At 38.2% G+C, this 24,164-nt stretch carries 25 protein-coding genes, 1 tRNA gene and 1 pseudogene; 24 read left to right on the forward strand and 3 right to left on the reverse strand.

Annotation, left to right across the window (positions count from 1 at the left end):
• From TZ94_RS01190 to TZ94_RS01260, 15 genes are all read left to right on the forward strand, one after another.
• Positions 1-4,395, forward strand: coding sequence for a PolC-type DNA polymerase III (locus TZ94_RS01190; protein ID WP_045613415.1), 4,395 nt, complete (start codon positions 1-3; stop codon positions 4,393-4,395).
• Positions 4,396-4,432: 37 nt separating this feature from the next.
• Complete coding sequence (locus tag TZ94_RS01195) at positions 4,433-5,110, forward strand: hypothetical protein (RefSeq protein WP_045613417.1); 678 nt, start codon at positions 4,433-4,435, stop codon at positions 5,108-5,110.
• A 13-nt stretch (positions 5,111-5,123) separates the two neighbouring features.
• Positions 5,124-5,276: a hypothetical protein gene (locus TZ94_RS09725; RefSeq protein ID WP_045613419.1), complete on the forward strand. Its 153-nt coding sequence runs from the start codon at positions 5,124-5,126 to the stop codon at positions 5,274-5,276.
• 20 nt (positions 5,277-5,296) lie between these two features.
• Positions 5,297-6,538, forward strand: coding sequence for an aminopeptidase (locus TZ94_RS01205; RefSeq protein WP_045613420.1), 1,242 nt, complete (start codon positions 5,297-5,299; stop codon positions 6,536-6,538).
• A 9-nt stretch (positions 6,539-6,547) separates the two neighbouring features.
• Entirely contained in the window at positions 6,548-6,778 is a 231-nt protein-coding gene (locus TZ94_RS01210; protein WP_045613423.1) for a GlsB/YeaQ/YmgE family stress response membrane protein, read from the forward strand.
• Between the two features lie 143 nt (positions 6,779-6,921).
• Entirely contained in the window at positions 6,922-7,830 is a 909-nt protein-coding gene (locus TZ94_RS01215; protein WP_045613425.1) for a LysR family transcriptional regulator, read from the forward strand.
• A 28-nt stretch (positions 7,831-7,858) separates the two neighbouring features.
• Positions 7,859-8,896: a tRNA preQ1(34) S-adenosylmethionine ribosyltransferase-isomerase QueA gene (queA, locus tag TZ94_RS01220; protein WP_045613427.1), complete on the forward strand. Its 1,038-nt coding sequence runs from the start codon at positions 7,859-7,861 to the stop codon at positions 8,894-8,896.
• A 185-nt stretch (positions 8,897-9,081) separates the two neighbouring features.
• Positions 9,082-9,642 carry a hypothetical protein gene (locus tag TZ94_RS01225; protein ID WP_045613429.1) on the forward strand — a complete coding sequence of 187 codons (561 nt, stop codon included), beginning with the start codon at positions 9,082-9,084 and terminating at the stop codon, positions 9,640-9,642.
• A gap of 450 nt (positions 9,643-10,092) precedes the next feature.
• Positions 10,093-10,305 carry a helix-turn-helix domain-containing protein gene (locus TZ94_RS01230; protein ID WP_045613432.1) on the forward strand — a complete coding sequence of 71 codons (213 nt, stop codon included), beginning with the start codon at positions 10,093-10,095 and terminating at the stop codon, positions 10,303-10,305.
• Positions 10,302-11,000, forward strand: a complete 699-nt coding sequence (locus tag TZ94_RS01235) for a response regulator transcription factor (RefSeq protein WP_045613433.1) — start codon at positions 10,302-10,304, stop codon at positions 10,998-11,000. The genes TZ94_RS01230 and TZ94_RS01235 overlap by 4 nt, the downstream gene beginning before the upstream one ends.
• Entirely contained in the window at positions 10,993-12,078 is a 1,086-nt protein-coding gene (locus TZ94_RS01240; protein ID WP_045613435.1) for a sensor histidine kinase, read from the forward strand. Before TZ94_RS01235 ends, TZ94_RS01240 begins: the two co-directional genes overlap by 8 nt.
• 211 nt (positions 12,079-12,289) lie before the next feature.
• Positions 12,290-12,595: a lactococcin 972 family bacteriocin gene (locus TZ94_RS01245; RefSeq protein WP_241672572.1), complete on the forward strand. Its 306-nt coding sequence runs from the start codon at positions 12,290-12,292 to the stop codon at positions 12,593-12,595.
• A gap of 107 nt (positions 12,596-12,702) precedes the next feature.
• Positions 12,703-14,871, forward strand: a complete 2,169-nt coding sequence (locus TZ94_RS01250) for a membrane protein (RefSeq protein ID WP_045613437.1) — start codon at positions 12,703-12,705, stop codon at positions 14,869-14,871.
• Complete coding sequence (locus TZ94_RS01255; RefSeq protein WP_045613439.1) at positions 14,872-15,546, forward strand: ATP-binding cassette domain-containing protein; 675 nt, start codon at positions 14,872-14,874, stop codon at positions 15,544-15,546. It abuts the gene before it with no gap.
• Positions 15,543-16,139, forward strand: a complete 597-nt coding sequence (locus TZ94_RS01260; RefSeq protein WP_045613441.1) for a hypothetical protein — start codon at positions 15,543-15,545, stop codon at positions 16,137-16,139. The genes TZ94_RS01255 and TZ94_RS01260 overlap by 4 nt, the downstream gene beginning before the upstream one ends.
• A gap of 69 nt (positions 16,140-16,208) precedes the next feature.
• Here the strand turns inward: TZ94_RS01260 and TZ94_RS01265 are convergent, their stop codons facing one another.
• Complete coding sequence (locus TZ94_RS01265; RefSeq protein WP_045613443.1) at positions 16,209-16,718, reverse strand: helix-turn-helix domain-containing protein; 510 nt, start codon at positions 16,716-16,718, stop codon at positions 16,209-16,211.
• A gap of 210 nt (positions 16,719-16,928) precedes the next feature.
• Between TZ94_RS01265 and TZ94_RS10135 the strand changes: the two are divergent.
• From TZ94_RS10135 to TZ94_RS01285, 4 genes and pseudogenes are all read left to right on the forward strand, one after another.
• Positions 16,929-17,110, forward strand: a pseudogene (locus tag TZ94_RS10135) (hypothetical protein).
• Positions 17,111-17,156: 46 nt separating this feature from the next.
• Positions 17,157-18,134 carry a replication initiation protein gene (locus tag TZ94_RS01275; protein ID WP_045613446.1) on the forward strand — a complete coding sequence of 326 codons (978 nt, stop codon included), beginning with the start codon at positions 17,157-17,159 and terminating at the stop codon, positions 18,132-18,134.
• A gap of 11 nt (positions 18,135-18,145) precedes the next feature.
• The gene (locus tag TZ94_RS01280; protein WP_000369785.1) at positions 18,146-18,334 is read left to right on the forward strand and encodes a DUF3173 domain-containing protein; all 189 of its coding nucleotides are present in this window, start codon (positions 18,146-18,148) and stop codon (positions 18,332-18,334) included.
• A 1-nt stretch (position 18,335) separates the two neighbouring features.
• On the forward strand, positions 18,336-19,475 hold the full coding sequence (locus TZ94_RS01285) for a site-specific integrase (protein WP_045613452.1): 1,140 nt from the start codon (positions 18,336-18,338) through the stop codon (positions 19,473-19,475).
• 86 nt (positions 19,476-19,561) lie between these two features.
• Here TZ94_RS01285 and TZ94_RS01290 read toward each other — a convergent pair.
• Positions 19,562-19,634 (reverse strand) — tRNA-Lys (locus TZ94_RS01290).
• Positions 19,635-19,897: 263 nt separating this feature from the next.
• The gene (locus tag TZ94_RS01295) at positions 19,898-21,169 is read right to left on the reverse strand and encodes a replication-associated recombination protein A (protein WP_045613454.1); all 1,272 of its coding nucleotides are present in this window, start codon (positions 21,167-21,169) and stop codon (positions 19,898-19,900) included.
• A 115-nt stretch (positions 21,170-21,284) separates the two neighbouring features.
• Here TZ94_RS01295 and TZ94_RS01300 point away from each other — a divergent pair, with 115 nt between their 5' ends.
• The 5 genes from TZ94_RS01300 to prmA are packed head-to-tail and all read left to right on the forward strand — an operon-like array spanning position 21,285 to position 24,164.
• Positions 21,285-21,755: a DUF3013 family protein gene (locus tag TZ94_RS01300; RefSeq protein ID WP_016466255.1), complete on the forward strand. Its 471-nt coding sequence runs from the start codon at positions 21,285-21,287 to the stop codon at positions 21,753-21,755.
• A gap of 55 nt (positions 21,756-21,810) precedes the next feature.
• Positions 21,811-22,353 (forward strand): hypothetical protein, encoded by a 543-nt coding sequence (locus TZ94_RS01305; RefSeq protein ID WP_045613455.1) that lies wholly within the window; start codon positions 21,811-21,813, stop codon positions 22,351-22,353.
• A gap of 49 nt (positions 22,354-22,402) precedes the next feature.
• Positions 22,403-22,834 (forward strand): NUDIX hydrolase, encoded by a 432-nt coding sequence (locus tag TZ94_RS01310; RefSeq protein ID WP_045613456.1) that lies wholly within the window; start codon positions 22,403-22,405, stop codon positions 22,832-22,834.
• Entirely contained in the window at positions 22,834-23,235 is a 402-nt protein-coding gene (locus TZ94_RS01315; protein ID WP_045613458.1) for a hypothetical protein, read from the forward strand. Before TZ94_RS01310 ends, TZ94_RS01315 begins: the two co-directional genes overlap by 1 nt.
• A complete protein-coding gene (prmA, locus tag TZ94_RS01320) occupies positions 23,214-24,164 on the forward strand; it encodes a 50S ribosomal protein L11 methyltransferase (RefSeq protein WP_045613460.1) in 951 nt (316 codons plus the stop codon). The genes TZ94_RS01315 and prmA overlap by 22 nt, the downstream gene beginning before the upstream one ends.

The raw sequence follows: 24,164 nt of genomic DNA on the forward strand, positions 1-24,164 counted from the left end.
ATGTCAACCACTTTTGAAATTTTAATGAATCAGTTGGGAATCCCCGCTGAGATAAGAAATCATGAAGCCTTCTCCCAGGCAGAAATTGAACAAGTTATTGTACACAAGCAAAGTAAAATTTGGGAGTTTCGTTTTGTCTTTGAGAATATCCTCCCCTTTGAACTCTTTTTAGCATTGAAGAAGGGATTGAAAGAAGAATTTTCAAAAACAGGAAATCAAGCGACTTTCGAGATTAAAACGAAAAATAAAGATTTTTCAAGAGAGCTTCTACAAGCCTACTATCAAGAGGCTTTTTCAGATGGACCTTGTGCTAGTCAAGGTTTTCGTTCCGTGTATCAGGGATTTCAGGTTCGAGTTGAAAATGATCAGTTGATTATTGAGGCTTCTGAAGCAGCAGATACAGAACATTTTAGAAAAAACCACCTACCAAATCTCAGTAAACAGCTGGAACTTTTTGGCTTTCCTAAATTCACTTGTGTTTTAGAGAAAAATGAAGATTTGACCAAGGAGGAGCAAGAAGCTTTCCATTCGGAAAATCAAATGATTGTTCAGGCTGCCAATGAAGAAACACTTCGGGCTATGGAACAATTGGAACAGATGGCGCCGCCTCCTCCAGCTGAGGATAAGCCTGTCTTTGATTTCCAATCCAAGAAAGTAGCTGCTAAGCCTAAACTTGACAAGGCAGAGATTACTCCTATGATTGAGGTTAATAATGAGGAAAATCGTCTGGTTTTTGAAGGAGTTGTCTTTGATGTCGAGCAGAAGGTGACTAGAACAGGTCGTGTTTTGATTAACTTCAAGATGACAGACTACACTTCTAGCTTCTCCATGCAAAAATGGGTCAAAAACGAAGAAGAAGCTCAGAAGTTTGACATGATCAAGAAAAATTCTTGGCTCCGTGTTCGTGGGAATGTTGAGGTCAATAATTTCACGCGTGATTTGACCATGAATGTGCAAGATGTGCAGGAAGTTGTCCACTATGAACGGAAAGACTTGATGCCAGAGGGAGAACGTCGTGTTGAGTTCCATGCGCACACCAATATGTCGACCATGGATGCTCTACCTGAAGTTGAAGAACTCGTTGCGAAAGCAGCTAAATGGGGACACAAGGCAGTAGCAATCACGGACCACGGAAATGTTCAATCCTTCCCTCATGGCTATAAGGCAGCTAAGAAAGCTGGCATCCAGCTAATCTATGGGATGGAAGCCAATATCGTAGAAGACCGTGTTCCTATCGTCTATAACGAAGTTGAGATGGATCTTTCTGAAGCTACATATGTGGTCTTTGACGTTGAAACGACTGGTCTATCTGCTATCTATAATGATTTGATTCAGGTGGCGGCTTCCAAGATGTATAAGGGTAATATCGTCGCAGAATTTGATGAATTTATCAATCCTGGGCATCCTTTGTCAGCTTTTACAACTGAATTGACAGGAATTACGGATGACCATGTAAAAAATGCCAAACCCTTGGTTCAAGTTTTAAAAGAGTTCCAAGAATTTTGTAAGGATACCATTCTTGTAGCCCACAATGCAACCTTTGACGTTGGCTTTATGAATGCCAATTATGAACGTCATGGCTTGCCAAAAATCACTCAACCTGTCATCGATACGCTAGAATTCGCAAGAAATCTTTATCCTGAGTATAAACGCCACGGTCTAGGGCCTTTGACTAAACGTTTTGGTGTTGCCTTAGAACACCACCATATGGCCAACTATGATGCGGAAGCAACTGGCCGTCTGCTCTTTATCTTTATTAAAGAAGTAGCAGAAAAACACGGTGTTACTAACTTGGCACGATTAAACCTTGATTTAATCAGTCCAGATTCATATAAAAAAGCTCGTGTCAAGCATGCGACAATCTATGTGAAAAATCAAGTGGGCTTGAAAAATATCTTTAAGCTGGTTTCCCTCTCTAATACCCAGTATTTTGAAGGAGTTCCACGGATTCCACGTACGGTGCTAGATGCCCATCGAGAAGGCTTAATCTTAGGTTCTGCTTGTACAGAAGGAGAAGTCTTTGATGCAGTCGTATCACAGGGTGTAGATGCAGCAGTTGAAGTCGCTAAATATTATGACTTTATCGAGGTGATGCCTCCAGCTATCTATGCACCTCTGATTGCCAAAGAGCAGGTCAAGGACATGGAAGAACTCCAAATCATCATCAAGAGCTTGATAGAGGTTGGAGATCGCCTTGGGAAACCCGTTCTTGCGACAGGAAATGTCCACTATCTCGAACCTGAGGACGAAATCTATCGTGAAATCATCGTGCGAAGTCTAGGTCAGGGAGCTATGATTAACCGAACGATCGGCCATGGAGAAGCTGCCCAACCAGCTCCGCTACCAAAGGCGCATTTTAGAACAACCAATGAAATGTTGGATGAGTTTGCCTTTCTAGGGGAAGACTTGGCTCGCAAGATTGTTATTGAAAATACCAATGCCTTGGCAGAAATCTTTGAACCTGTGGAGGTTGTAAAGGGTGATTTATACACGCCTTTCATTGACAAATCTGAAGAAACAGTTGCCGAGTTAACCTATAAAAAATCCTTTGAAATCTATGGAAACCCACTGCCTGATATCGTTGATCTACGGATTGAAAAGGAATTGACCTCTATCTTGGGGAATGGTTTCGCCGTAATTTATCTGGCTTCACAGATGCTAGTGCATCGTTCCAACGAACGAGGTTACTTGGTTGGTTCCCGTGGGTCTGTTGGATCTAGTTTCGTTGCGACCATGATTGGAATTACCGAGGTTAATCCGCTATCGCCTCACTATGTCTGTGGTCAGTGTCAGTACAGTGAGTTTATCACAGATGGTTCTTACGGTTCAGGATTTGATATGCCAGATAAAGACTGTCCAAACTGTGGGCACAAGCTCAGCAAAAATGGACAGGACATTCCTTTCGAGACCTTCCTTGGTTTTGATGGGGATAAGGTACCTGATATCGATTTGAACTTTTCGGGTGAGGATCAGCCGAGTGCCCACTTGGATGTTCGTGATATCTTTGGGGAAGAATACGCCTTCCGTGCAGGAACGGTTGGTACGGTGGCTGCTAAAACAGCCTATGGATTTGTCAAAGGTTACGAGCGTGACTATGGTAAGTTCTACCGTGAAGCCGAAGTAGAGCGCCTAGCCCAAGGAGCTGCTGGTGTTAAACGGACGACCGGTCAGCACCCAGGGGGAATCGTTGTTATTCCTAACTATATGGATGTCTATGACTTTACTCCAGTGCAATACCCCGCTGATGATGTAACTGCTGAATGGCAGACTACTCACTTTAACTTCCACGATATCGATGAGAACGTCCTCAAACTCGATGTTCTTGGTCATGATGATCCGACCATGATTCGAAAACTCCAGGACTTGTCAGGCATTGATCCAAACGATATTCCGATGGATGACCCTGGTGTTATGGCCCTCTTCTCAGGAACCGATATCCTGGGAGTGACGCCTGATCAAATCGGTACCTCAACCGGCATGCTTGGAATTCCAGAATTTGGAACTAACTTTGTTCGAGGGATGGTTGATGAAACCCATCCGACGACCTTTGCCGAGTTGCTTCAGCTTTCTGGTCTGTCTCATGGTACCGACGTTTGGTTGGGAAATGCCCAAGACTTGATTAAGGCTGGAATTGCGGACCTATCAACCGTTATCGGTTGTCGGGATGACATCATGGTTTACCTCATGCATGCAGGTTTAGAACCTAAGATGGCCTTTACTATTATGGAGCGAGTGCGTAAGGGATTGTGGCTTAAAATCTCAGAAGAAGAGCGCAATGGTTATATCGAAGCTATGAAGGCTAACAATGTACCTGAGTGGTATATTGAATCTTGTGGAAAAATTAAGTACATGTTCCCTAAAGCCCATGCGGCAGCCTACGTTATGATGGCCCTTCGCGTGGCCTACTTCAAGGTTCACCATCCGATTTATTATTACTGTGCTTACTTCTCCATCCGTGCCAAGGCCTTTGATATCAAGACCATGGGTGCAGGCTTGGAAGCTATCAAACGCAAGATGCAAGAAATTGCTGAAAAGCGCAAGAACAATGAGGCTTCCAACGTAGAAATCGATCTCTACACAACACTTGAAATCGTTAATGAGATGTGGGAACGTGGCTTCAAATTTGGCAAGTTGGACCTCTATCGCAGTGATGCAACTGAGTTTATTATCGATGGAGATACCCTCATCCCACCGTTTGTCGCTATGGATGGTCTAGGCGAGAACGTTGCCAAGCAATTGGTGCGAGCTCGTCAAGAAGGGGAGTTCCTCTCTAAAACAGAACTCCGCAAGCGTGGTGGACTCTCATCAACCTTGGTTGAAAAGATGGATGAAATGGGCATTCTCGGCAATATGCCAGAGGACAACCAGTTGAGTCTGTTTGATGATTTGTTTTAAGAGCTTGAAATGTCTTATGTAGGTTTGAGGGTGGTTAATGATGATAAAGAAAAATAGAGCAACGCCCTGGAAATCAGGGAAAGTCATTTCTATATGTTTACGAAATGGCGTTTATATCTTAGCGCAAATGGTGCGAGAACCTTATCTAGTTTTTTTCAACCATTTTAACGAAGAAAATAACTGGAAGGGAGTGACCTTGAAAGAGGAGGATATCCTCTTTTGTAAAGCAGTTACTCGTCAGTTTCTACGCTATAGTCCTGTATCGATTGTCAAAGAAATTACCCCCCTGTTAGATTATGAACTGCCTAAAGAATGGATTTATAGTCATATTGGAGGGCATCCTATTACTGTTTCGGTAAAGGGACGGGAGCGCCAAGTAGCTGGTTTTGGTCGACGCTGTTCTTTGGTTCTAGCGGATAAGGACAGTGGTCAACCGGAGGATAATCCACTTATGGGCCTCTTCCAAGCTTATATCATACCAGTTATCAAAGAACAGGATTGGGAACGAGTAGGTCAGGCTGAACACATGTCCATTGAAGTATTTCCAACACTCAATGAGCGTCTCTACCTTTGCTATCTTTATGGGAAAAATATAAATCCAGAACAAGATATCTCTTTGGGAAAGCCCCTACTTGATGACTATGAAACCTATGTAGATATCCTCACGAATAGCCCAGAGGCTCAACGTCTCTATCTAGGAGAGTACGAAGAATAAGAAAGGACATTTGATGAAACTCAGAATTTTTGCGGAAGACAAACCAGCTCAAAAGGTTTTTGAATATCAGTTAGAACAATCTGATCGTACGATTCTTCTATCGGTGGCAATGGTGTCTACTGCCATTGCTTTAGCAGGATTATTGTCTGCTTTGAAAGAAAAATAAAAATAGAAAAGAGAAACAACATGGTTTTACCAAATTTTAAAGAAAATCTAGAAAAATACGCTAAGCTTTTGGTTGCAAACGGTGTGAATGTGCAACCTGGTCACACCTTGGCTCTCTCTATTGATGTAGAGCAACGTGAGTTGGCTCACTTAATCGTCAAAGAAGCCTATGCACTTGGAGCCCACGAAGTTATCGTTCAATGGGCAGATGACTTTGTAAACCGTGAGAAATTCCTTCACGCGCCGATGGAGCGTTTGGACAATGTACCAGAATACAAGATTGCTGAGATGAACTACCTTCTTGAAAACAAAGCTAGTCGTCTCGGTGTCCGTTCTTCTGACCCAGGTGCCTTGAACGGAGTGGATGCTGAAAAACTCTCAGCTTCTGCTAAAACTATGGGAATTGCTATGAAGCCAATGCGTATCGCAACTCAATCTAACAAGGTTAGCTGGACTGTAGCAGCTGCTGCTGGACTAGAGTGGGCTAAGAAGGTCTTTCCAAATGCGGCAAGCGACGAAGAAGCAGTGGACCTCCTTTGGGATCAAATCTTTAAGACTTGCCGTGTCTACGAAGAAGATCCAGTTAAAGCTTGGGAAGAACATGCAGCTATCTTGAAGAGCAAGGCTCAAATGCTCAACAAAGAGCAATTCTCAGCCCTTCACTATACAGCCCCTGGAACAGACTTGACACTTGGCTTACCGAAGAACCACGTTTGGGAATCTGCCGGAGCGATCAACGCTCAAGGCGAAGGATTCCTGCCAAATATGCCAACAGAAGAGGTCTTTACAGCCCCTGACTTCCGTCGTGCAGATGGTTATGTCACTTCTACAAAACCTCTTAGCTACAATGGGAATATCATCGAAGGCATCAAAGTGACCTTTGAAAATGGTCAAATCGTTGATATCACAGCTGAAAAGGGTGATCAAGTAATGAAGGACCTCGTCTTTAAGAATGCTGGTGCGCGTGCCTTGGGTGAATGTGCCTTGGTACCAGATCCAAGCCCAATTTCTCAGTCAGGCATTACCTTCTTTAACACCCTTTTCGATGAGAATGCTTCTAACCACTTAGCTATCGGTGCCGCTTATGCAACGAGCGTTGTTGGTGGAGCAGAGATGAGCGAAGAAGAGCTGGAAGCTGCAGGACTTAACCGTTCAGATGTTCACGTTGACTTTATGATTGGTTCTAATCAAATGGATATTGATGGTATCCGTGAGGATGGAACACGCGTACCACTCTTCCGCAATGGAGATTGGGCAATTTAAGGAGAAACTATGATTGGAAGTATGTTTGTCGGTCTTTTGATCGGACTATTAGCAGGAGCTCTCACCAATCGTGGCGAACGTATGGGATGCTTCGGGAAAATGTTTCTGGGTTGGATTGGTGCTTTCCTGGGTCAAATGCTTTTTGGAACTTGGGGGCCTATTTTAGCTGATACGGCTATTATCCCATCAGTTTTAGGAGCCATGATTTTATTAGCCATCTTTTGGAAAAAAGACAGCTAGTTTTAACTTGCTAGAACAGATAGAGAGGTTGGAAATCTTCCAACCTCTTTTTTATGAGCTGCAAAAAAAGACTGATATGCGCCTAGCTTCGCTTTCAGTGACTGGTCCTTTTTATATTGCCTCAAGTATGGTACAATAAAAGCATGAGAATTCAACAATTACACTATATTATCAAAATCGTAGAGACTGGTTCCATGAATGAGGCTGCCAAGCAACTCTTTATTACACAACCCAGTCTATCAAATGCAGTTCGTGACTTAGAAAATGAGATGGGAATTGAGATTTTTATCCGAAATCCTAAAGGAATCACCCTCACACGTGATGGGATGGAGTTTCTATCCTATGCCCGTCAGGTTGTCGAACAAACCCAACTCCTAGAAGAACGTTATAAGAACCCAATCGCTCATCGCGAGCTTTTTAGTGTGTCTTCGCAGCACTATGCCTTTGTAGTTAATGCCTTTGTTTCCTTGCTCAAGAAAAGTGATATGGAAAAGTACGAGCTTTTTTTGCGTGAAACCAGAACTTGGGAAATCATTGATGATGTCAAGAACTTCCGCAGTGAAGTAGGAGTCCTCTTTTTAAATAGCTATAACCGAGACGTCCTTTCAAAGATGTTGGATGATAACCATCTGGTTGCCCACCATCTCTTTACAGCCCAACCCCATATCTTTGTCAGCAAATCCAATCCACTTGCTAAAAGAGACAAGGTGCAGTTATCAGACCTGGAAGACTTCCCATACTTGAGCTATGACCAAGGGACCCATAATTCCTTCTACTTTTCAGAAGAGATTTTGTCACAGGAACACCACAAGAAATCCATCGTGGTTAGTGACCGTGCGACCTTGTTCAATCTCTTGATTGGTTTGGATGGCTATACCATCGCGACTGGTATTCTCAATAGTAATCTTAACGGAGACAATATCGTCTCAATTCCACTTGATATTGATGATCCCATTGAGTTAGTTTATATCCAGCATGAAAAGACAAGCTTGTCTAAGATGGGTGAACGTTTCATCGAGTACCTACTTGAGGAAGTTCGCTTTGATAAGTAATTTGAGTAAATGAGAAGAGAAAAGAAGAATGACGACATTAAATACAAATGATTTTGATTTTCACTTACCTGAGGAGTTGATTGCACAAACACCTCTGGAAAAGCGCGATGCCTCTAAACTCTTGATGGTCAATCGCAAAACAGGTGAATTTCAAGATCGCCACTTTCACTCCATTATCGAAATGTTAGAGCCAGGTGATGCCCTGGTTATGAATGATACCCGCGTTTTGCCAGCTCGACTTCATGGTCAAAAAGAAGAAACAGGGGGCCATGTTGAACTCTTGCTTTTGAAAAATACAGCAGGAGACGAATGGGAAGTCTTGGCAAAACCTGCCAAACGTCTCAAGGTCGGCACCCGAGTTATTTTTGGTGATGGTCGACTTAGCGCAGTCGTGACTGAGGAATTAACCCATGGCGGTCGTATTGTCCGTTTTGAGTATGAAGGAATTTTCCTAGAAGTACTTGAAAGTCTTGGAGAAATGCCTTTGCCTCCTTATATTCACGAAAAATTGGATGACCGTGAACGTTACCAGACAGTCTATGCCAAGGAGAGTGGATCAGCAGCAGCCCCAACTGCAGGTTTGCATTTTACCAAGGAATTACTGGAAGAAATCCAGCAAAAAGGCGTTCACCTAGTCTACCTGACCTTGCACGTTGGGCTTGGAACCTTTAGACCTGTTTCAGTAGATAATCTGGATGAGCACGAGATGCACTCAGAGTTTTATCAATTGTCTGAGGAAGCAGCAGCGACCTTGCGTCAGGTCAAAGAAAATGGTGGCCGCGTGATTGCTGTAGGAACAACCTCTATCCGTACGCTAGAGACTATCGGAAGTAAGTTTGATGGGCAAATCCAGGCCGATTCTGGCTGGACCAATATCTTTATCAAACCGGGCTATGATTGGAAAGTGGTGGATGCTTTTTCTACTAATTTCCATTTGCCGAAGTCTACCTTGGTCATGCTTGTCTCAGCTTTTGCAGGCCGTGAATTGGTCCTTGAAGCCTACCAACATGCTATCGACCAAAAATACCGTTTCTTTAGCTTTGGCGATGCCATGTTTATCTACTAAAAAACGAGCAAATCAAAACTAGAAATAAAAGAGCTAATTCCTACTTGGATTAGCCTTTTTTGATATCAGATAGCTATTGAATTATATGGAAATAAATGATACACTGAAGACTACAAGACAGCCGTCAAATATATGCAAAATCTGACGAGCTACTTTTATCTGTATCTATTTCAAAGGAGATTTTTATGAAAAACAAAACATTGCGCTATACGAGCCTATCAGTCCTGACCTTATTGGCTGCCTTGACTTTGGCTGCCTGTGGTGGAAAAACTGACAAGAATACGTCATCTTCAAGCCAAAAGGAAACAACAAGCAAGGTGACTACAGAGTCCGCAAGTAAAACAGAAGCTAGTCAAAAAGAGGAGCAGAAATCTGAGACGAGCTCATCAAGTTCAGTAAGCACTCAAACGGATAAGAAGGAAGAGAAGAAAAAATCGCCAGAAGCTTACGCAAAATTTCTTGGAACTTGGGAAAACTATGCTGGAACAACTGCTACAGTCACAGCTGATGGAATTGTGACCATTCAAAGTTCAAAAGGAACCTTCCAGTATGAAATGGGCCAAGTAGAGGAAAAAGATGGCTACTACTCAACAGGAATCCATCTTGTCGATGGTGGAGAAGGTGCACGCCTCATCTTTACACCAGCAGGTGTAGCAAATGAATTGACAGGTACAGACGGTAGCCAAGACGTCTTGTCTATCGGTCAATCTGTAAGCGACAAAGATAACCAATTTTACCGTAATTAAGCATGAAAAAGAAGAGGTGGGCTAAACCGATGGCTCACTTTTTATATGGTGAAAAGTTTGAATAAGATTTTTTGACATCAAAAAAAGCCTTATAAATCAAGGCTTTTTCCTGTTGATTTAGATGCCCCCTGCATGGATTTGTAAGAAATCTTTATATTGAAAGTAATCAAAAATGTTGAAATATAGCTGATTTTAGGGAAGTACTTTTAGGTATTTTCAATGACATGATTTAAAAGTGGGGCAAAAATGGGGCAAAAACGAATGACTCATAAAGGTTTCTAATTTGGTTTGAAAAACCTATAATACCTAATGATTATGCCATACTAGATATATAGTGTTGTTATAAATAAAAATCAGTATGAAACCAAATCCTCAAATAAAAATTGAGTGTACTCAATGGTTATGGTATAATACACATAAAAATTATATCTAAAGAAAAGAGGAAACGGCATAGCATTAAATTATAAACCCTTGTGGATACAACTCGCCAAAAAGGGATTAAAGAAAACAGAAGTTATTGTTATTGCACAGATTACAACTAATGTCATGGCACAGATGGGAAAAAACAAGCCAATCACACTTAAAAATTTGGAAAAAATATGTAATGCATTGGAATGTACTCCAAATGATGTATTTAGTTTTAAGGGGGGTGGAAATGAATGACTGAAATGAAAATAATGCTTGTAGAAGATGATATTAACTTAGCAGAGCTTATTAAGATATATTTAATATCAGAGAATTGGAAAATCAGCATTTTTCATACTGGAAAAGAGGCGTTAGAGGAATTTGAAAAAAATAAATATGACTTGATATTATTGGATATTTTACTTCCTGATATAAATGGATTTGAAATATGCAAAAAGATAAGAGAAACGTCCACTATGCCAATCATTATGCTTACTGCCTTAGAAGATTCTTTTCATAGAGTGCAAGGATTGAATATAGGTGCAGATGACTATATCGTAAAACCGTTTGAACCATCTGAATTGATTGCGAGAATTAATTCTCATTTTAGAAGAAGTTATGTATTTACAAAAAATATTGTAAATACAATTAATTGTGATAGAGAAGTTAATAATTTAAAGATTAGCATTAAAACACATAAAGTTTACTATGGTAATATAGAGATTGAACTAACACCAAAAGAATTTGATATTTTATGGTTGCTTATGGAAGAACCTGGTAAAGTGTATAATATGGATGATATACACTATAAAATATGGGGTGAAAAGGTGTTAGAAAATGAAGTTAATCCAGTTATGGTTCATGTAAGAAGAATTAGAAGTAAGTTTGAAAAGATTGGGTTAAAATCAGTCATAGTAACCGTTTGGGGAGTGGGGTATAAAATCAATGGGTAAGCAAAAAAGTTTTTTTGTGGAAGGTATTATTTATCAAATACTATGGATATTTTTAAGTACGATCCTATTTTTCATTATTTACAAAATAATGGATAATTTTTTTGTTGACAGTGTAAATCCAGAATTGCCATTAGATAAATTTGCTTCCTTTTATTTTGAAATAGGTAAATATATAATACTTTTACTAGGGGCGCTTACTATATTGATAGGAACATTTATAATACAGAAAAAAAGGTTTTATGTATATAATCAATATTTTGAGTCTGGACTGAATTATCTTAGAAGTGAAGATAAAGATTTAATACCATTTCATGAGTCATTATCAAAGGAACGAGATTTGTTTATAGAACTTCATAATTACCAAAAAGAACTTGAAAAGGAGTATGAACTGGTATATAAAGAAAAAACAGATCTGCTAACGTATTTAGCTCATGATATAAAAACTCCTCTTGCGAATATGATAGGTTATATAACACTATTAAAAGACGAAAAAAATCTTTCTGAAGAACAAAAAAACAAGTTTGTTGATGTTATATATGAGAACATAAAATATTTAAATCGTTTATGTGAAGATTTTTTTTCATATTTAAAATTCAATTTAAATGAAATTCCACTAAATTTAATGGATGTAGATATAAAAATTTTTTTTAGCCAGTGGGAAGAAGAAAAAAGTTTATCTATAAAAGATCATCTTTTAATTTTGGAGTTTTTAAATTTGGAAAACAGTAAGATTAAAACGGAACCACAACTTTTACTTAGAATAATGGAGAATCTGATTACAAATGCAGTTAATTATTCTTTGAAAGGAACAAGCATAAATATAAAGGTTGAGGAAATTAATGGAATGTTAAAAATAAGTGTTATAAACGATGTTTCTCCAAATTTAAATGTGAATTGGAATATGGTTACTTCAAAGTTTTATAGGGGAAATTTATCAAGACGAATAAGCAATAATGGATCGGGACTTGGACTTACAATTGTAAGTGACATTGTAAAACACTTGGGTGGAAATTTTGAAATTGGAGAGGAGAATAAAAGAGTTTGTGCTAAAGTAATACTTCCATATAGATTAAATTAAATCGCAAAGAAAACGCAAGAATTATTCAAAGATACCGTTAAGTATAAAGCAAAGAGCTATTCTATAATATAAGTAAGGATAGCTCTTTTATATTTGAATGGAATTATTAATTTGAATCATCATCTGTGATTATAAATATATAAAATAGAGGTGGAGTTTTATGAATTACAATAATCCTCATAGGTATAGGAACGGAGATTGAGTAGAGTTTTTGACAACTTTATTCGGAAGAAAAATTTTACAAAAAGTTAAAGTATTTGAAGAAGATTATACTCAGCCAAGGTTGTTCAGTTATGATAGCGGATGGAAAAGTTTTTTAGGTGGAAAATGGAGACATGGTGTAGGTAGTCGATATGTTTGGTATAAATACGATCACAATAATAAAACACATAAAACTACAGTACAAGGTGCTAGTGGTCAATTCTCTTATTCGGGTTGTACAAGCTCTGGAAGTAGAGCAGAAGCTTCTTGGGAAAAAGCTTTAAGTGGTAATAGGGCTTGGGCTGATGTTAAATAACAATAAATAAAAAATAGTTGAATGAGTTTGAGCGTTGCCACGTTGTTATTTTAGCATTATGGCATTACTCATACTCGCTATTTTTATAAAGTTGGAGATGATGCAGAATGAAAAAAACAGTGGGTATATTGGTAATTTTACTAATTATAGTGATTGGTATCGGAAAGTTTTTCTATTCAGACGGCATGTTTTTAAATATATTCATAAAAGAGTTTAATACTACTGTAAACATTGTAACAAAGCCAGAAATAGCTGATAAAACAATAATTGAATTGCAGAAAATAGCCAATAAAAATGATTTAAGCTTCATAAAGGAAGAATATATTCCTAAGAATAGTAGATTTGATAAACAAAAAATAAAGATTTACATTCATCTAAATGATTCTGAATGGTTCAAGAAATCTTTTAGAAATATATCTATTGCTGATAGCAAAGACAAATTGAATGATTTTGAGAATGTAAAATCAATGAGTTTGCTCACGTCAAAAGATATAAGCTTAATTCCTTTTGAAAACGTCAGCAAGGAAAAAGTTAATGGGGATTATCATGTAAGAGGTACGGAAGTAAATATTAATAAGTTTATTGAAGAAATAAATCAAAATGAAAAATTAAAAACAGAAGTCGTGGTTAATCCGGATTTTATTGTTTCTAGTCAATTCACAAAGAAACAAGCATATCTATATATTCTTACGATTTTTATTATATTTGTAGCTACTGTCTTTTGTCTAATTATTTATAATGGGATGCTTTCAAAGGAATTATCGATATCCATTTTACTAGGATACGACAAATTAACTTTAGCTATTGCTAAGGTTTTAAATATTCTTGCAATACCAGCAATAGTGGGACTTGTACTGACGATTGGAATTATAGAATATTTAGTTGCTCCTAGTGATATTTTAGGATTTATGATATCAATGAAAACAATACTTATTTTAGTTGCTTTTATAATAGGGGGGCTAATATCAATAGAGTTTATATTGATTTATCTCAAATTAAAAGGAATTAATGTTATTGCCTCATTGAAAGGTTATAGAAGAAGTTATCATAGAAGTTCTTTTTTTATAAAAACAGGGTCGATTGTTATGGTTCTTTATTTAGCAATTGTAAGTATTTTAGGACTCGCTGATTACTTGAGTATGAAACAATACATTCCAACTTGGGAACGCTCAAAGAATTATGCAAATATTGCTTGTGCATGGTCTTGGAGTTATGCAAAAGATGATGATAAGTTCCATGAAATTGTTATTCCAAAGCTGAATAACTTATGGAATAGTTTGGACGATAGTGGAGCAATATTATTTAATGCCCCAAACGTTAGAAAAGAGGGAAAGAATGATGATGAGGAGTATCTAAATCAACAACCGTTTCAAGGCAATTATGCTTATGTAAATAAAAATTATTTACATATTGCTAATCTCTTAGATAAAGATACGAATAAAATAGAACAATATAAAATACATGAAAATGAGTGGATTGTTTTTGTTCCAGAAGATGTTAAAATTACTGAATTTGACAAAGAAAAAATTCACGAAGATCATATTTTTCAAAATATAAAAAAACAAGGTACAATTACAGAAACATATGTAAGGCTGAAAGATAATCAAAGTGTATTTTCTTTTGATAGTGGCAAAAGAATTGATGAAGCAGACTTGAAAAATTATGTTTTGGTAGCAGTAAATGGGAAAGAATTACTCCCAGATTACGGAATCAAACTATCATCTTTAGTAAATGGTCAGCTACATCCATATGTTAAAGAGCCTAGTAGAGGATACGAGAGTTTGAAGGACATAATTGAAGAAACAGAATCTGAGCCGTTTATACTCTATATCAGCTCAGTCTACGATGATATAGTTTCAAGAATAGACGAATATAAGATGGAGGCAAGTATATATGTTATTGATCTTGTCTTATCTATTATTATTTTAGCAACGTTATTAAAAATAGATAAAGAAACATATTTTTATAATCATGGACAACGAATAGATGTTTCTAGGTTGTTGGGATATGGATTTTTTGATATACATCATAAGAAAATTATTGAAAATATCGTTGGTTATATCATAAGTATTATTACTTTATTTATGGTTATTATGGTAACAGGAGTAACAAGTTATGTTGGACAGTTTATACCTAGTGATGGTTGGAGTATGTCTAAACTTTTGATTAGTTTAATAATAGGTATTTGTGGAAGCTTTATATGTTTTGGCATAGAAATTTTACAACTAAAGAAAAGTGAAAGAAACATTGTACTTAGGTTAAAGGAGGGGTGTTAAATGCAAAAAGAAAAGGAATTGCAAATAACCTTAAGAAATGTCTCTAAGAAATATGGGGAACACAGTATTTTGGAAAATATTAGTTTGGATATTTATAAAGGAGATTTTGTTTGTATCTTTGGGAAAAGTGGAGGAGGAAAAACAACACTTTTGAATATAATTGGGACATTAGAAAATTATGATAGTGGTAGTGTAACCTGTTTTTCAAATCGAGACCCTATAAAAGATCCTAAAGTAGGAGAGCTATTACGCAGAGAAAAAATTGCTTATTTATTTCAAAATTTTGCTTTGGTGGAAAAAATGACGGTTGAGGAAAATATGATGCTTGCTGCCAAATACAATCAAGAAAAAAATAAGAAAAATCTTATAGAAGCTGCCTTGAATAAAATGGGCATTTCAGACAAATTAAAATCGAAGGTTTATGAACTTTCAGGTGGAGAACAGCAAAGGGTAGCCCTTGCAAGAAATATGATAAAACCGTTTGAAATTATGTTGGCGGATGAACCGACAGGTTCTCTTGATTATGAGAATAAAAAAATTGTAATCGATACACTTATTAGATTAAATGATGAAGGTAAGACGATCGTAGTTGTAAGTCATGATAAGGACTTTGAAAAAGTAGCACATAAGAATTATATTATTGAAAAGTCAGCTATAAGGGAGGTGTTAAGATGAAAAAGAAGATTGCTTTATTAGTACCGGTTATAGCACTGTGCATTTGTGGTTTATTCTTTTACATGAACAGAAATAGTGATGATATTGATGTTGCATTTACAGTAAAAAATGAAACAAAAGAAAAAATAGATACAGTGGGTATTGCGATGGGGAAAAAATGTATTTTGAATAGAACAAATGGAGAAAAATTTTATTTTCCAAAAGATCTAGTCAAAGAAAAACAAGACAAAGCTATTGTTTTTGTAGTATCTAAAGATGGAATCATAGCAAAGTCAGGGGAAATAGATTTAAAAGAGAATAAAGAAGTAAGTATAAGGGAAATTAAAGAAGGAGAAATATCATTGGATATAGTTGCTCAAAAAACAGATATAAAAATTAGTATTCCTAGATTAGATGCTTGGAAAGTTAGTACAGATGAAAAATTCATCAAGGGTTCTTATGAAGCAAATACTGATTCGCAATATACATTATATTTATTAGGAAAAGGCGGAAAATTAGGCATTTCCAGTACAGAAATGAAAGGAATACGTGTTATTGCAAGTTGGGAAAAACCAAAAGATAAAATAGATAGTTGGCTTATATTTAATGATTAAAAACACCCCAAAAGTTAGATTTTTTCTGTCTAACTTTTGGGGTGCAGTTCATATCCTCGCTATTTTTATTTAATCTAATAGGTCCTTATTTTCAATTAAGAGTTCTAGTGGGGATTTATCTCTTGCTACAATAAAACCAGGTTCATATTGGTTATGAAATGTTCTTTTCGGAGAAGTTGGATCCATATACAACTCTTCTCCATCTTCTGTGTATAGTTGGTTGCCTCTTGTTAGGTAAAGTAAATCCTCTAAGTACTGTCCATCAGTTTCTAGAAAATGTTCGATGTATTTGACAGCCTTTAAGATCTCACTTACTTTATCAGAGTATTCATTCGATTCAAGAACACTCTTTTCTAATTCAATCTCCTTACTCGTTCCAAAAAGTTGAGTTGGAGTTGCATTAAAATATTCTGCTATCTTATCTAAATTTGCAAAGGTAGGATAGCTTTTTTGTTTTTCGTAGTCAGAGATGGATTGTTTACCGATTCCTAAATCTTCAGCTAGTTGAGTTTGACTTACTCCTTTTTCTATGCGTAGTCGTGCCAAATTGGGTCCAAAATTTTGAATAATAAAGGTCATGATAAACTCCTATGTTGTATTTTAAACTTATTTTATCACCTATAAACTTACAAATCAAGTTTTTAGTTGACTGTTTAAAATATTTTTTATAAAATATATTTATAACTTATAAATAAGTTATAAATAATACAAAAAATAGCTCGTAAGTTTAGGATTGGTGAGTGAGGAAGAAGTTGAGGACGAGACTATGACTTATGACTATTCGAAGCCTTGGAGCTAGAAATTGTGTGGACAAGGACAAGGGCGAGCCTGACGGGAAGTCAGGCGAAGTCCCGAAGACTGCCGTCCAGACAATTTCTAGCCAAGCAAAAGCTGGCTATTCTAACAGCCAGCAAAAAGGTACACTTAGGGCAACGCCCAAAGAACGACGGAACGAGCAAACGTTGATTTGACGGTGTTTCTGAGACCTAAAAAATCAAAAAGAAGGGGGGGACAATTTTGTTGGTTTCTATACAAGATTTAAGAAGCATTCAAGAACAATGTGATGTAGGAGAATTAGTACAGCGACTAGATGTCAGTATTGATAGATTAACGGTTCTCTGGGATACAGACACTGGTTCCCTAAGACGAATTTTCAAAAATCTGAAACAGGCAATAAGTACAAGAGTTGACGCATTTGAAATACATGATAACGTGCGAGATGATGTCTTTACTTTAGCTAAGGATCTTAATGAGTATGATTCAATCAATATTATATTTTTTCAATTATCCACTTATGGAGGTGAACAATTGATTCGGATTGATTTCAATCCTAACACTTTAAAAGAATTTGATGGAATGAAAGTATGGAGGCAATTAATGTACTTTGCCAGATTGAATTCATTGACGGTACGTTTGTCTCGTTTTGATTTGGCATTTGACATTTTCAACAGGCCTGAAATCGTTAATTTGCAACATATTAAAGGTGGTGTTACACATAAGGTCTTCTATGGTCGAGGGGGCGAATTAGAGACGAAATATTGGGGTTCTAGCGGTAGTAATGTACAAGTTAGGTTATATGATAAGAATAAAGAAATCATTGCTCACAAGCGAGAAGAGAAGCTAGATTTGGATGTGAATCCGTTTTGGTGGAGACTAGAGTTCCAACTCAGAACCAAAGCGATTGGTGAGGAGATGGTCCAAGATATTATGAGTAGACTTGATAATTTCGGGTTTTATAAGCTAGATCATATTCGAGTGGATCAAAGAGCCTTTACAATTATCTTTCTCAACAATCCTGAACTGTTATCATTAGCTTTTCCAAATTTAAAATCTGACAGCATCAAAAAGAAAAAAACAAGAGTCCGCAAACTATTGAGAGAAGAAACGAACCAATTTGCGGAAGAATTAAAAGAAGTATTAATACAGAATCTCCCTAAATTAAATACAGAATTAAAACTACTTGTAGGCGAGTTTCTGAATTTAGAAAATAATTAAGGAGGATAACTATGGATAATAATTTAATTAGCAACAAAGAATTAATTGAAATGGGCTATCGCCCTCATACAGCGAATGATATCATTCATCAGGCAAGAGAATTACTTGTATCACGAGGCTATACATTTTATAATCGCAAACGTTTGATGGTTGTTCCAAAAAGTGTTGTAAATGAGATTCTAGGAACAGAGGTGGCGTAATATGGCAAGTGTTCGTTATCGAAAGCGAGGAGATAGTAACTTATGGACCTATGAAATTCGTAACGAAGGAAAAACTGTTGCTCATAATAGCGGTTTTAAAACAAAAAAACTTGCAGAGTCAGAAGCTGAACCGATTCTGCAAGAACTTCGTTTAGGGAAAAGAATTTCTAGAGATATTTCTCTTGTCGATCTATATCAAGAATGGCTTGAACTAAAAATTCTACCGAGTAGTAGGTCGGAAGAGACAAAGAAAAAATATCTTCTCCGTAAAAACACAATTGAAAGATTATTTGGAAATAAAAAAGTCACTCAAATTCGTGCGAGTGAATACCAAAGAATAATGAATAAGTATGGGCAAACAGTTGGTAGAAATTTTCTTGGTAGATTAAATACTGGAATTCATCAGAGCATCCAAATGGCAATTGCAGACAAAGTTCTAATAGATGATTTTACACAACATGTCGAGTTATTTTCATCCAAAGAACAACAGATGACAGAAGAGAAATATTTACATACAGAAAAGGACTATCTGGATTTACTTTTAGCAGTAAAGAGAAAATTTGATTACCAACGTTCAATTGTTCCTTATATCGTCTATTTTCTATTAAAAACAGGCATGAGGTTTGGAGAGTTAATAGCGTTAACTTGGAATGAAGTTGATTTTGACAGAGGACTGCTAAAAACATATAGGAGGTTTAATACCCTTTCTCATAAATTTGTCCCTCCAAAAAACAAAACGTCTATTCGGATGGTACCGATAGACGAAGAATGTATTAAGATATTACAAGTCCTAAAAATTGAACAGGAGAAGGCTAATAAAGAGCTAGGAATCAAGAATAGGTATAAATTGATTTTTCAGCATTATGGATATATTCACTTGGTACCAGACATTGCAAGTGTCAATAAAGCTTTGAGTGTTCTTTTAAATGAATTAGATATTTATCCAATTATCACGACAAAAGGAGCACGTCATACCTATGGAAGCTACCTCTGGCACAAAGGTTTTGACCTTGGAGTTATTGCAAAAATTCTAGGGCATAGAGATATTTCAATGTTAGTAGAAGTATATGGACACACTTTAGAGGAGAAAATTTTTGAGGAATTTAATCAAATCAGAGATGTCTGGAAAGATTGCTCATAAAAAAATGTGGGGCAAATGATGGGGCAAATCAGTTATAGACAAGCAAAAAAGCCTTGTAAATCAAGGCTTCTTCCTGTTGATTTAGATGCCCCCTGCAGGGCTCGAACCTGCGACCCATAGATTAAGAGTCTACTGCTCTACCAACTGAGCTAAGGAGGCAAATAAAAAGCTGTATTGGTGCCGAAACTTCACGGTTTGTATTGAACCCGCGCAACTAAGCAGGTGGGCAACTCGCTCTAACTGAAGCTGTTTCCGTGTGAGACGGCCTACATGCTGTTAGAAGTCTTTTGTTTCCCTAAAAATACAAAAAATAGTCGGTCAACACTTGAATGTGAAGTCGTACACCACAGCGTTTCTATGTTTATATGATACCACTTTTTCAAAAAAAATCAAGGGGGAAATGCAACTTTTTGAAAAGGATTTCACAAGTTTCGTAATTTATCAATGGTTTCCTTGCGTTGAGCCAGGGCCCGTTCGTATTTTCCACTATCTTCTGGAGAAAAGTAGCTATGGTCACGGATTTTTTCTGGTAGGTATTCTTGTTTGACCCAGTGACCTGGATAGTTATGAGGATAGAGGTAGTCTTGGGCGTTTCCAAGCTCCTTACTTCCACTATAGTGACCATCTCGTAGGTGTCTTGGAATCGGCAGGTGCCCCGATGTTTTGAGGTCAGCCAGAGCCTTATCCATAGCCACATAGGCTGAGTTGGACTTAGGCGAGAGTGCCAGATCGATGACGACATTGGCAATGAGAATGCGAGCCTCTGGAAAACCAATCCTCTGCGCCGCATCCAGAGCAGTGACAGTGTGAATCTGGGCATCGGGATTAGCCAAGCCAATATCCTCATAAGCAATCACAGTCAAACGACGTGCCAGGCTAGGTAGGTCACCAGCCTCTATCAAGCGAGCAGCATAGTGAAGACTGGCATCGACATCTGAACCTCGAATGGATTTCTGTAGAGCAGAGAGAACATCATAGTGCCCATCCCCATCCTTGTCCATAGTAATGTAGCTTCTCTGGAGACTATTTTCCATGATATCGAGAGTGATATGGCGGATACCTTTATCATTTGCCGGAGTCGAAAGAACTGCTAAGTCCAGCGAGTTAAAGGCAGAACGGAGATCTCCATTGGTAGATGTTGCGATAAAATCAAGGGCATCATCATCTAACTCAACTGGGAAATCAAAACCTCTTTCAGGGTCGGTCAGGGCGATTTGAATGGCTTCTTTGACATCTTGGTTAGACAGGGGTTCCAATTCAAAAATCTGAACACGACTGCGGATGGCTGGAGTGACAGAAAAGAAAGGATTTTCAGTTGTCGCTCCAATCATGATGACAAGTCCACTTTCCAAGAGAGGAAGGAGAAAGTCTTGTTTGGTCTTGTCTAAGCGGTGGATCTCGTCTAGGAGTAGTACAAGACCACCTGAAAACTTGGCTTCTTCGGCGATTTCTTGGAGACGTTTTTTACTATCAACTGTCGCATTAAAGGTTCGAAAGGCATACTTGGTCGTTCCAGCGATGGCCGAAGCGATACTGGTTTTTCCGATGCCCGGAGGTCCATAGAGAATCATGGATGATAGACGGTTAGCCTCCACCATGCGACGGATGATTTTTCCTGGTCCGACCAGATGTTCCTGACCGATGACCTGATCGATGGTTTTAGGGCGCATACGAAGTGCGAGATTGTCTGGCATAGCAGTCCTTTCTAACATGGATTTTCTGATACTAATGTGGTAATATGGTAGTATCTATTTTAGCATATTTCCGAGTATTCGGGGCGATTAAAGAGTCGTATAGAAAGAGGACAAAATGGCAACATACGGATTTTTAGATGTTTTACAGGAAGAGTTGGACAAGAACTTTCCTTTTGACTATGAGATTAGCTGGGATAAGCGCAATCATGCGGTTGAAGTGAGTTTTCTATTAGAGGCACAAAATGCTGCAGGAGTGGAGATGCTGGATGAGGACGGAGAGGTGTCATCAGACGATATCCTCTTTGAAGAAGCGGTGCTTTTTTACAACCCTGCCAAGTCAACAGTTAATGCAGAAGACTATCTCACAGTCATCCCTTACCTGCCGAAGAAAGGTTTTTCTCGTGAATTCTTAGCTTATTTTGCCCTATTTCTCAAAGATACTGCAGAGGTTGGGCTAGATGCCCTCATGGACTTTTTGGAAGATCCAGAAGCAGAAGAATTTGTCATGGAATGGAACCAAGAAGTCTTTGAAGAAGGAAAAGTAGGCTTGGAAGAGGGAGAATTTTACCCTTATCCGAGATATTAGAAAAGATTCTAAGTGGACATTTTTAAATAATGAATTCAAGGAGAAGGGGGAGACTATGCTAGAAAAAGTCAAACAGTTTTTCAGGAGAAGGTCAGCTAAAACTGAGCCGTCAGTTGATATTCTTCCCCGCAATCGCTTTGCGGATTTAGATTTCGAGCGAGTATTGAAGTCAGGAACTCGTTGTTGTGTTGATGAAGATGGGCACTATGTTGAGGATGGTAAAATCACATTATTTGAATTTTCTATAGACTTTGCAGAATTTGAGTTCATAGGTGATTTCAAAATTGAGGAGGAGGATCAGTTTAAGCAACTATTAGCTCGTTTGAATAGTTTTGACAATGCCATTCAGTCCCATTTGGAAAGCGAGTTGCAACAACCTATCCCTCAGTTTGCCAAGAATCTCGGCTATACTCAGAAAAGGTGGGAGAAAACCTTTTACTTCCATCCTTGGATATTAAGTTTTGATGAAAATCCTCCTAATCTTCGCTATGTTGCAGATTATGTCAATGATGAGTTTACGGTTTATTTTGCTAAAAAACATGGCAGATGGCAGGCGTACTGGGATGCAGAGTGCCAAAAGGTGATTGAAGAAAGCTAGTTCGGTCTTTTACAGAGTCTAGTTGTTATCATAGGAAAGAGTAAACATCATGGAATTATTGGATAAACACTTGGATTTTACGGGTTGTAAAATTGCCCTCTTTTGTGGGGAAGAGATACTGACCATCTTGCGTGATGACAAGGACAATATCCCTTGGCCCAATATGTGGGAGTTGCCAGGTGGTGGTCGTGAAGGGGACGAAAGTCCTTTCGAGTGTGCAGCGCGTGAAGTTTATGAGGAACTAGGAATTCATCTGACAGAAGAGTGCCTGATCTGGAGCAAGGTTTATCCCAGCATGCTCTATGAAGGTCGGCAGTCTGTCTTTATGGTCGGTCAGCTCAGTCAGGATCAGTTTGACAAGATCAACTTTGGAGATGAAGGACAGGCTTACAAACTGATGAGCATTGAGGAATTTCTCAATTCTAAACAGGCAGTGCCTCAGCTACAGGGGAGATTGAGGGATTATTTGGAGGAAGAATAATGATTTTTGCGATTGCAACAACCACGTTGAATAAGGAAGTTAAGCGTAAGCTAGAAACTGGACAATATTCTAGAGAAGAAGCTAAATTTATTTATATGGAATATTTAAAATTAAAGAAGCAGAGAGAAAGTGGTACGAAAGTAGCTGGGATCTCTATGGCTGTTATTTGGGGATTAATGCTTGTTTTACCCTTACTGAGTGGTAGAGGTCTCGTACTGCCCCTTTCAGTACATTTTTTATTTTTGCTACTGCTTGCAGGAATTGTTCTATTTGTTTATTATCTGATGTTTGGTATTTTTAAACAGCAGATTCATAGCGCAATGAAAGAACACTATACAGATTTGATTGAAGAATTTAAGAAGAATAAGGATAATACAAAATGGAAACATGGCAAGAGTTAAAAGTTACAGTGAAGCGTCAGGGAGAGGAGCTGGTCTCTAATCTATTGATTGAGTTAGGTGCCCAAGGGGTAGCAATCGAAGACAGCATGGACTATGTGGGAAATGTGAACCGCTTCGGTGAAATTTTCCCAGAGGTCGAGCAACAAGAAGATATCGTGGTGACTGCCTACTATCCTGAAACGGTTGATGTAGCAGCGGTTGAAGCGGATTTGCAGGCTCGCTTGGCAGAATTGACAGATTTTATGGATCTAGGAGAAGTCAAGATTGGCAAGACTGCCTTGGCTGAGGAAGACTGGGCTGACAACTGGAAGAAATACTATGAACCAGCTCGTATCACTCATGACTTGACTATCGTGCCGTCTTGGACAGAATATGAAGCAACAGCGGGAGAAAAGATTATCAAGCTGGATCCTGGTATGGCCTTTGGAACAGGAACCCACCCAACGACCAAGATGAGCCTTTTTGCCTTGGAGCAGGTCCTTCGTGGAGGAGAATCAGTGCTAGATGTAGGGACTGGTTCAGGGGTTCTTTCTATTGCTAGCTCCCTTCTAGGTGCCAAGGAAATCTTTGCTTATGACTTGGATGACGTAGCGGTTCGCGTCGCTCAGGAAAATATTGAGCTCAACCCAGGCATGGAAAATATCCATGTAGCCCCAGGCGATTTGCTGAAAGGGGTGGAGATTGAGGCAGATGTCATCGTGGCCAACATCCTAGCGGATATCCTTATCCATCTGACAGAGGATGCTTATCGTTTGGTCAAGGATGAAGGCTACCTGATCATGAGTGGCATTATCAAGGACAAGTGGGACATGGTGCGTGAGTCGGCTGAGTCAGCTGGATTTTTCCTCGAAACCCATATGATTCAAGGGGAATGGAATGCCTGTGTCTTCAAGAAGACTAAGGATGTCTCCGGTGTGATTGGGGGCTAG

The organism is Streptococcus infantis, from assembly GCF_000960085.1.
In the GTDB taxonomy this organism is placed as follows: domain Bacteria; phylum Bacillota; class Bacilli; order Lactobacillales; family Streptococcaceae; genus Streptococcus; species Streptococcus infantis_C.